At 32.1% G+C, this 7,216-nt stretch carries 5 protein-coding genes and 1 pseudogene; 4 read left to right on the forward strand and 2 right to left on the reverse strand.

Features of this window, described 5'->3' with window-relative positions; translation table 11 throughout:
* Nucleotides 1-37: 37 nt before the first annotated feature.
* The 4 genes from J0H12_05850 to J0H12_05865 all read left to right on the forward strand — a co-directional run bounded on the left by J0H12_05850 (nucleotide 38) and on the right by J0H12_05865 (nucleotide 5,460).
* Entirely contained in the window at nucleotides 38-3,487 is a 3,450-nt protein-coding gene (locus tag J0H12_05850; protein ID MBN9413428.1) for a tetratricopeptide repeat protein, read from the forward strand.
* 81 nt (nucleotides 3,488-3,568) lie between these two features.
* Complete coding sequence (locus J0H12_05855; GenBank protein MBN9413429.1) at nucleotides 3,569-4,777, forward strand: tyrosine-type recombinase/integrase; 1,209 nt, start codon at nucleotides 3,569-3,571, stop codon at nucleotides 4,775-4,777.
* 136 nt (nucleotides 4,778-4,913) lie between these two features.
* The gene (locus J0H12_05860) at nucleotides 4,914-5,165 is read left to right on the forward strand and encodes a type II toxin-antitoxin system ParD family antitoxin (GenBank protein ID MBN9413430.1); all 252 of its coding nucleotides are present in this window, start codon (nucleotides 4,914-4,916) and stop codon (nucleotides 5,163-5,165) included.
* 1 nt (nucleotide 5,166) lies between these two features.
* Nucleotides 5,167-5,460, forward strand: a complete 294-nt coding sequence (locus tag J0H12_05865) for a type II toxin-antitoxin system RelE/ParE family toxin (protein MBN9413431.1) — start codon at nucleotides 5,167-5,169, stop codon at nucleotides 5,458-5,460.
* On the opposite strand, the pseudogene J0H12_05870 reads toward J0H12_05865, so the two are convergent.
* Both J0H12_05870 and J0H12_05875 read right to left on the reverse strand, forming a co-directional pair.
* Nucleotides 5,430-5,660 (reverse strand): annotated as a pseudogene (locus J0H12_05870) (hypothetical protein). The gene J0H12_05865 and the pseudogene J0H12_05870 overlap by 31 nt on opposite strands.
* Before the next feature lie 95 nt (nucleotides 5,661-5,755).
* Entirely contained in the window at nucleotides 5,756-7,108 is a 1,353-nt protein-coding gene (locus J0H12_05875) for a hypothetical protein (GenBank protein ID MBN9413432.1), read from the reverse strand.
* Nucleotides 7,109-7,216: the final 108 nt, after the last annotated feature.

Below are 7,216 nucleotides of genomic sequence, written 5' to 3' on the forward strand. Positions count from 1 at the left end.
TGTAGATGATTTAAAGAGTCAATTTTGATAAAGTGTGATGTGTAAAATACTTAAATTTCCTCAATTCCCGACGGAGTTTTATTCTAAAGAGTTATTAGAGATAAAAGGAGTAAATTTTACTCCTCGCCATATAGATATTATCTCATGCCTTGTTAATGGTGAGAAACATAAGAGAATTGGTAAATTATTATCTATTGAAGAGGGGACAGTTGAGGCGCATAAAAGTAAAATTAGAGATAGAATAGGAAAAATCTCTCATGAAGATATAATCCCATTCATTCAAAAATCAGGAAAAATAGAGCTTATCCGACGTCATTATACAAGATTATTATATAAATTTGAATTTGAACAAGAATTAAAGAAGCTCCACAGATTATCGGAGAAAAAATCTTATTATTATTTAATTAAACCAGTCTTAATTAATAACGAGTTGCAAACAAATAAGAATTCTTTTCTTAGTTTCTTGGTTGATCATCTTAAAATTGCAGGGATCAAAATACTTAATATTCATGAGAATCCGATACAGAAAAAACTAGAATCTAACTTTCTTTACATCCTAACAACAGATACCCTAAATCAATTTCGGCAAGATATTTTGGATATTTCACAGTCGGATCAATATTTGGCCGATAATATTATTTGTCTCGTTCAAGATATGCAAATTACAGATGAGATCTTGAAAGAAATCTCCGACATTAATTATATCGATTTTAGAAATCTTGAAAATTATTTTGGGTCATTCGTAAAAATTTTAAAACGAATTTATAGTGAAGCAAATTTAGAAATGCTTCTTACTCTAACTAACAAAGATAATGATCACAATTCTATATTCTATGAACAAAGAGCATATTCTACCCTTTTAAAGAGAATCAGATTTCCAACGCCAATAGTTACAAATCACTTTTCAAAAAAAATTAGCGGGAAAAAAATGTATCTCTTAATGGGGGGAGGGATTTTTTTAGGCTTTTATGGACTATCTATGGTATTATATAATAATAAATTAGAAAATTTTCTTATTTCTAATTCTCAATCTATTAAATCTGAACTTACTGTTCCTGCTGATAACAGCTATTTAAATCGTCCTGATTTAATAGCAAAAATAGAAGAAAATTTCAAAAGATTACAAGATATTCAAGTCATTGCTTTGGTTGGAGTAGGTGGCGCTGGTAAAACAACGATTGCACGTCAATATGCACGAAAAGAATCATCACCAATTATATGGGAAATTAATGCGGAAACCAGAGAAACTCTTATCAATTCATTTGAAAATCTTGCTTATACCCTTGCTCAAACAGATCAAGAAAGAAAAATATTAAAATCATTTCAAGAAATAAAAAAATTAAAAGAAAGAGAAGAAAAATTTTTATTATTTGTTCAAGAAAAATTGAAATCGAATGCTAACTGGTTTTTAATTTACGATAATATTGAAAAATTTTCTGATGTTCAAAAATTCTTCCCTTATGAATCAACGATGTGGGGTAAGGGTAAAGTTATTATTACAACAAGAGATGGCCATATTAAAAATAATAGCCATATACACAATACAATTCTTGTTGGAGAATTAGATGATAGAGAAAAGACAGATCTTTTTAATAAAATCATTATGAATGGAGAAAGGACCCAATACCTTATTTCTCAAAAAAACGAGCAAAATAAATTCTTAGCCTATATTCCTCCTTTTCCTTTAGATATTACTATAGCGGCACATTACCTAAAAGCAACGCATGTCTCTTATGAGAAATATCTTGAATATATGAAGGAATATAACCAAGATTTTACCCTTTTGCAGGAAAGTGTTTTAAAAGAAGTAAGCGAATATACTAAAACTCGCTTTAGTATCATTATCTTATCTCTTAAAAAAATTATTGAAACAAATAAAGAATTTACAGAACTCTTATTATTAATTAGTTTGATGGATTCTCAAGATATCCCGAGAAATCTATTAGATAAATATAATAAAGACATTATCACAGATAATCTTATATTTAATTTAAATAAATATTCGTTAATAACAAGACAATCTTCTTTAAACAAAATTCTAACTTTTTCTATCCACCGCAGTACTCAAGAAATAAGTCTTGCCTATTTCATAAATGCATTAAATTTAAAAGAAGATAGTCCTCTATTACACAAAATAGGGAACGTCTTAGAGGAGTATAGCGCGGATATTGTAGATAAAGAAGATTTTATAAGTATGAAAGGATTAATAAGCCACTGTGAAACATTTTTGAATCATGATTATTTTTTAAGTACTGATATCAAATCTATTATAAGCACTGAATTAGGGGGGATTTATTTTCATTTAAGTGATTATATAAAGGCACAGAATATTCTTACCAATTGCCAAGAAACATTAAAACATTATCATCTTTATCCTCAATTAGCTAAATCACTAATTTATTTAGGAAATACTCTTCGAAAATTAGGTGATTATGAAAAGGCTAAAAGCTGCATGGAAAATGGGATAAAGGTATATGAACATCATTTACCTCAAGAGAAATTTAGGCTTTCATGGGCATTTGTACAGTTAGCTAACGTTTATAAAGCTCTTGGGAAATACAAAAATGCGATCAGTTTATTTGAGAAAGGTATTCAATTACAGAAAAAATATTTCCCTCAAAATTATATTTTTATTGCTTGGTCCATAGGTCATTTAGCCAATGTTTATTGGGAATTTGGTCATTATATAAAAGCAAAACAACTGTTTGAAGAAAGCTTGAAAATTTACAGAACATATCTTGCTAATAATTATATTGGGACTGCTTGGGTTTATGTACATTTAGGGGCCGTCTATAGAGATTTAGGATTGTATAATCAAGCAAAAGAGTTACTTCATGAAAGTTTAGTTTTTTATAAAAAAGAGTTCCCTGACAACCATATGGATATTGCCGGGGCTCTTGGTTTTTTAGGGAATGTTTATTGTGATTTAAAATCTTATAAAAAGGCTGAAGAACTAATAAATCAATCTTTAGAAATATATAAACATAATGTATCTCAATCTCATGTATATTTTGCGTGGGCTCAAGCTAATTTAGCGAATGTTTATCAAAAGGTAGGACGTTATTCAGAGGCAAAAAATTTATTAACAAATAGTCTCACGATCTACGAGAATAATTTTGGTCGAGAACATACTGAGACGGCCAGGATTTTAAAACAGCTTGGAGAAAATTATTTTTTAGAGGGAAATTTAGAGAAAGCCGAATCTTTTCTTAAAGAAGCACTGGATGTATATCAGAGAAATAATCATCCAGAAAGCTACGACTGCTTAGAAATTCTAGCAAGTTTGTATATAAAAAAATCGAAAGAAGAAAAGAAAAAAAATAATCATATTCAATCTGATCATCTATATAATAAAGGGATCAGTTATTTGAATGAGAGTTTAAGAACGATAAGAAAAAATTTTCCAAAAAGCTCGCCCCATATAAAAAGGATTCAAGAAAAACTTATCAAATTTGGAACAATAAAAAAGGGGCAAACGACGCTTTAAAAGAAATTTAGAATCGATCAATGACAATAAGGGTGATAATTTCCATTATCACCCCAAATGAAAATGTGTTAAAAGGATCCTATGAAATCTCCATTACCCATCTTTGATAGCCTTGAGCATATTGATAGAGTTGATAATTATTCTTCTTTTTCAAATGACGCTAATCTTTGTGATTATCAAAAATCTCATGAATTCCTTAAGTCCTACACAGGCAGCCAAGGAACTTTTAATGCTTATCGTCGAGAAATTGAGCGCTTACTTCATTGGTGTATTATGGTTGCCCAGAAACCATTAGCGGAATTAAAACGCCAAGATATCGAAGAATTTATTCACTTTTGTCAAAAACCTCCTAAAGCTTGGATTGGTGTTAATAAGGTCCCACGCTTTATCAATAAAGATGGAGAACGAATTGCCAACCCAGAATGGCGCCCTTTCGTTGTAACTGTTTCCAAGGTAGCCCATCAAAAAGGAGAAAAACCCAATCCAAAAGACTTTGAAATCTCTCAAAGCGCCCTTAAAGATACATTTGCTATTTTAGGGTCTTTCTATAACTATCTTCTGCAAGACGAATATGTCTCTATAAATCCAGTAGCACTCATACGCCAGAAGAGTAAGTTTATTCGAAAAGCTCAAGGTCCCTCTAAGATTAGAAGACTTTCCGTACATCAATGGCAGTATGTTATTACCACAGCCCAACAGATGGCAGAAGTTTCTCCAGAATTTCATGAGCGCACTCTTTTTATGATGTCACTGCTTTATGGTTTATATTTGCGCATTTCTGAACTTGCTGCCAGCAAACGTTGGACCCCACAGATGAATCACTTCTACAGAGACAGTGAAGGAAGCTGGTGGTTCACAACTGTTGGAAAAGGCAATAAGCAAAGAGAAATTGCGGTGAGTGACTCTATGTTAGAAGCCTTAAAACGATGGCGAAAATCTTTAGGCTTATCAACTCTTCCCTCCCCTGCTGATTTGTCTCCCTTATTGCCGAAAGCAAAAGGAGATGGAGCTATTAGTTCAACCACTTACATTCGTAAAATAGTTCAAACATGTTTTGATCAAACAGTTCACCACTTAAATCAAGATGGTTTTAGAGAAGAAGCTGAATTTTTATCTGAGGCCACAGTTCATTGGTTAAGACATACGGGGATTTCCGATGATGTCAAGCATAGACCCAGAGAGCATGTTCGAGATGATGCGGGGCATGGATCAGGTGCCATTACGGATAAATACATCGATATTGAACTGAGAGAACGCCATCGATCAGCGAAAAGTAAACAGATTCTCTGAAAATAGATCTTAAGAACATTTTGTTCCGCTTATGTAGTTAGAGCCGATAATGTAACCAAAAAGATTATAACAAAAATTGCTATTTTATGTTATATCTAGTAAAATAATATAGGAGCTTTCCAGGAGGTACAAGAACATGAACATTTCTTTAAATTCTAACCTAGAGAAATTTATTCATCAGAAGGTTGAACAAGGATATTACAATTCTGCTAGTGAAGTTGTACGTGATGCTTTGAGACTTTTTATAGAAAAAGAAACTCTATTCAAACAGCAAGTTGACAAACTAAACCATGACATTGAGTTAGGTCTATCTCAACTCTCAAAAGGACAAGGAATTGAAGGGGACCAAATTTTTCAAGAAATCAAAATGCTAAATAAAAAGAAATAATATGTCTCTCTTTATTTTTTCGCCTGCAGCAAAGCAAGATCTTCTTGAAATTTGGGAATATATTGCTGAAGAAAGTACTGTGACTGCTCTTAAGGTGCTTTCTACAATTGAACAAAAATGTCATATGCTTAGTGAGCACCCTAATCTTGGTCATCGAAGAACAGATTTAACGAAGCACCCAGTATTATTTTGGCCTGTCTACAATTATTTGATCATCTATAAACAAGACACAAGACCTTTGGAGATAGTCAGAATTTTAAGTGGTTATCGTAATTTAATTGAATTATTACAATAAAATAATTCTATTATACCTCTGATGATAGGATTAAGAGCAAAGATAGAACATTCGGCACGCCACACATCTTCTAAAACTTCAAGATAAACTGGTTGCTTACGAGAAACACATGTAGACAAAGCTGCATCAATTTGAAAAGGAGCCTCATGAGCATTACTAATCCTTTCTGCTGCAACGGTTACACTTCTATAGACCTCAAATCGTTCAAATTCTCACACTGGTCCAAGTCCAACTAATATTTAAAATGAAAAATGCTCCTTATCCGCTCAAGAATGGGAGCATTATAACTAATGAATCAAATCCCTATGAAAAGCATATGTATATAAAAAAGAAAGGAAATTATTGGGACGATAATAATTGGATGTTTATACAATAATCCCGAAGCCATAGATATATCACCTTTTAAATTATTAACAAAATTAGAAAAAGGTCTTACTTTTTGTGGCACTTGAGCATCCAGGTTTTGAGGAGGGATTTTTTGTAGATAGTCATGCATAAAATTTGTATCTTCATTATCTATGAGTGCTAATTTAGTAGTAAGCGCAGTTTCATGTAATAAATTTTTTAGTTTTCTCATAGATGAACTTGAGCTATCTCTTAATGTCTTTGTTGTCAGATAATCAATAAATAATTGATTTTGCTCGGGTGATGTCGCATGTGATGACAAATAAAAATGAGAAATAACATCTTGACTATACGATTCTAAAATTTTCTTGGTTGTTTCTTCATCAAAACCTGTGAAGTGGATTCTCTTTAAACGTGTTCTAAGGGCAGCGTATGTATCTGTAGGTCCTCCATCCCCTTCCGGAATTGGTTTATTGCCCGATAAAATAATAGTAAGGCGACTAATATCTATTGAAGATCTAAAATAAGGGCTATAAAAATACTTTTTTAAAGCATCTAAATAATCTAACAAAAACCCTAATGCTGCTCCCCCACGACCACTATTATTTAGCAAAATTCTATCAAAATCATTAATAATTAATATACTATTTTTATAAGTTCTACCTTGTGAATCTTTTGCTAATAAAGGGCGAGCAACCCATCCTATATTTGCATCAGGTCGATACCAAGTACTGCCCTCTAATCCCCCTTGAGATAAATCAGTTTCACTGCGAATATAGGCTTCATAGTAAGGTAAATCTAAAAAAAGCGCTAAATTTCTTGCTGATAAACTCTTTCCCATCCCAGCATCACCCCAAAAATAATAGAAATTTTTTAAAGGTACTTCATGAGTTCCTATATCAGCAGAAGCATACGCAAGAGATGCTATTACGCTTTTCAAATCTTTACGAACAGATGTAGTAAATCCTCTAAAAAAACTATCATCTTCAAATCTCTTCATTATAAGATGAAGATCTTGTGCTCGATTGTTTGGAGATAAAAGTGACTTAGGAATAGTTGGTAATAATAATGCCTCATCAAGAAAATCTGATATATTATTAATTGAAAATCCTCTCTTTCTTGATTGAATTAACGCTTTTTCAATTACCTCTTGTAATTCTTTCGAAATAAGTGATTTGTTTATAACATACTGCTCTTCTTGCTTATTTATAGGTTCACTTTTAATACCTTTTTTAAGTCGGTCTCTCTCTAAGTCTGCCTCATATTGAGCGACAATCAACATTACCGGTTTAACGACAGACAAGATTGCCGGTAATGAAGCGTGTAATTTTTCAGGTATTTTTGATGTTAGGAGTCAAGAATGCCTGGAGAATGGATCAAACTCCAACAAGTGGAGCTTTACATGAAAGCC

Origin of the sequence: Candidatus Paracaedimonas acanthamoebae (genome assembly GCA_017307065.1) — a bacterium.
In the GTDB taxonomy this organism is placed as follows: domain Bacteria; phylum Pseudomonadota; class Alphaproteobacteria; order Caedimonadales; family Caedimonadaceae; genus Paracaedimonas; species Paracaedimonas acanthamoebae_A.

Bases quoted from the DNA above. Each gene is read 5' to 3' on its own strand.
- J0H12_05850 (MBN9413428.1), top strand. From the start codon at position 38: ATGTGTAAAATACTTAAATTTCCTCAATTCCCGACGGAGTTTTATTCT.
- J0H12_05855 (MBN9413429.1), top strand. From the start codon at position 3,569: ATGAAATCTCCATTACCCATCTTTGATAGCCTTGAGCATATTGATAGA.
- J0H12_05860 (MBN9413430.1), top strand. From the start codon at position 4,914: ATGAACATTTCTTTAAATTCTAACCTAGAGAAATTTATTCATCAGAAG.
- J0H12_05865 (MBN9413431.1), top strand. From the start codon at position 5,167: ATGTCTCTCTTTATTTTTTCGCCTGCAGCAAAGCAAGATCTTCTTGAA.